The organism is Deltaproteobacteria bacterium (genome assembly GCA_026712905.1).
Classification (GTDB): Bacteria; Desulfobacterota; Binatia; order UBA9968; family JAJDTQ01; genus JAJDTQ01.
The window spans coordinates 1-2724 of sequence record JAPOPM010000128.1; the positions used below are offsets into that span (position 1 = coordinate 1).

Below are 2724 nucleotides of genomic sequence, written 5' to 3' on the forward strand. Positions count from 1 at the left end.
GCTGGACCCGGACTCGGTGCCGGCAACCACGGACTTCGGCGTGAAGCTGGACTCGAACGCCGCGGTGACCCCCAACGCCGTCGCGATCGAGGACAAGACGGTGTTGCTGACGGTGGACCTGGCGAAGGCGCCCGGGGACCAGGGGGGCGACGTCACCTACACGGAGGCGGACGTGTCCTACACGAAGGGCACGAACCCGATCCGCGACCCGGCGGGCAACGAGGCGGCGGCGTTCACCGGGCTTGAGCGGACCGGGCTAGCGGCCAAGGTGGACGTCGAGGCGGCCGGCACGCCGGAGGCGGTTGCCGGGACGGTGACAAGCGGTGAAGCGATGCTGGTCAGCAATACCGGGCAGACCCGGTGGGGCCAGGACAGGTTTACTTACGATATCGCCCAGCCGTTCACCACCGGAAGCGCAATCAGCTACAAGCTGACGAAATTGGTGGTTCCGTACGTCACCTCGGGCTCGGCCCCGCCAGCGACTTCGCACACGATCAAGATTCATGCCTCGAACTCGAGCAACCGGCCGGGCACCTCGCTGGGTACGCTTACATATGGCACAGTCTCAAGGGCGATTGTCGGTAACCAAACCGTGGACACCGTCACCTACACGGCATCGGGCGAGGGCATCGCACTCGAGGCCGGGACGACGTATTTCGCCGTCCTGGACACGAACGGTGGTGCCGTTGCTGGTAATCCGCAGTGGCAGCGAACGAACTCGAACAACGAGGATGCGGGCAAGGCCGACGGGTGGAGCATCGGGAACAACAAGCTTTGGAAGAATACCCTCTCCACCTCGTGGTCAACGGACTCCCTTCCCTGGCAGATCGCCATCCACGGCACTGCGGTGACCCCGGTGACGGTGACGGTGCCGAGCGATTTACAGACGACGCTGGTCGGCAATACCGGGCAGAGCAACGACGGCACCCAGGACTTTACCCTCCATGTCCGCCAGCAGTTCACCACCGGCAGTAATGCTGGCGGCTACAGGCTGACCAGCGTGACGGTCCCGTACACCGGCTCGGCCCCGGCAGCGAGTTCGCACGACATCCTGATTTTTTCGAGCGTGAATAAGGGCAATTTGGGCACCTCCCTGGGCACGCTTTCCTACGGTTCGGTGTCCGGCACCACCGTCACCTACGATGCACCGGAGGGGGGCATCGACCTCGACCCCGGGACGCACTATTTCGTCTTCTTCGACCCGCAGTCCAATCCTTCCGGTTCACAACTTCGGACAACGAACTCGCACAACGAGGACTCGGGTGCGGCTGACGGGTGGGGCATCCACAACAACCGCGGGACTTGGGCCGGACCGGGCAAACCTTGGAATTTTCCCGTCGCCCCCTGGCAGATCGCCATCCAGGGCTCTACTCTGGTTCAGAAGCCTGTTACCGCCCTGGAGGTGGACGGCGCCAGCCTGACGGTGATCTACGACAAGTCCCTCGATCCGACCAGCCTGCCGGATCCGGACCGGTTCACGCTGCTCGAACCCGAACTCGAAGATGACGGCAACGGCAATAAGGTGGCGGTGGAATACGGCCGGGTCGTCGCGGTGGCGGTGTCGGGCAAGCAGCTGGTGCTGACCCTGAACGGTGCGGCGGCCCCCTGCGACACGTTCACGCTGAGCTACAGCAGGAGCGAGACGGAGAGGAACGTCCAGACGTTCTCCGGCCACGAGGCGCCCGATCTCGAGGCGGAGCCGGTGACCAACCTGCAGGCGGGCCGGTGCGATACCCCCCAGGTGGTGGTGCAGAACGGCGGCCCGTCGGGCAACAGCGGCGGCACACCGGGCAAGCAGGGCAAGAGCCTGACGGTGAAGTTCGACCGCCCGCTCGACACCGGCAAGGCGCTGAAGGCGACGGCGTTCGGCCTGGCGGCGGCGTCGGGCGGAGCGCCTCCGGCGGTCGAGGGCGCGGCGTACACCGAGAGCGGCGCCGGGGTGGCGCTGACCCTGGCGCGCGCGCTGGAGAGCGGCGAGACGGTCACGCTGGGCTACACCCGGCAGCGGGGCGACCCCGGGCTGTGGAACGCCGAGGGCAACCAGATCGCGGACTTCTCCGGGGTGGCGGTGCCGGTCGGTACCTCCGGGTCTCCGGCGGTGACCGGGGTCGAGGTGGTCTCGGACTCAGGAAGCGACGGCACCTACGCGCTCGGCGAGACGATCCGCGTGCGCGTGACGTTCAGCGAGGCGGTCGAGGTGGACACGGCGGGCGGCACGCCGCGCCTCAGGATCGACATGGACCCGGCGGCGCACTGGGGCATGAAGTGGATGGCCTGGGAGAGCGGCAGCGGCACGGCGGAGCTGGTCTTCGCCTACGAAGTCGTGCAGCCCAACGAGTCCACGCAGGGCATCGCGGTGCTGGCGGACACGCTGGAGGCGAACGGCGGCGCGATCCGCTCGGCGTCGACGGGCGCGGACGCGCAGCTCGGGCATGACGGCCTGGACCACGACCCGGCCCACAAGGTCGACTGGCGGCTGACGCCGGCGCCGGCGGGGACGGCGTCGGTGACCGGGGTCGAGGGGGTCTCGGACTCAGGGAATGACGACACCTACGCGCTCGGCGAGACGATCCGGGTGCGGGGGACCTTCCGCGAGGCGGTCGAGGTCGACACGGCGGGCGGCGCGCCGCGCCTCGATATCGACATGGACCCGGCGCACTGGGGCACGAAACGGGCGGCGTACGAGAGCGGCTCCGGCACGGCGAGCCTGACCTTCGCCCATGA

The 2724-nt window shown here is 68.0% G+C and carries 1 protein-coding gene; it reads left to right on the forward strand.

Features of this window, described 5'->3' with window-relative positions:
• Positions 1–2724: SwmB domain-containing protein (locus OXF11_10045; GenBank protein MCY4487439.1), on the forward strand; the 2724-nt coding region annotated here is incomplete at both ends.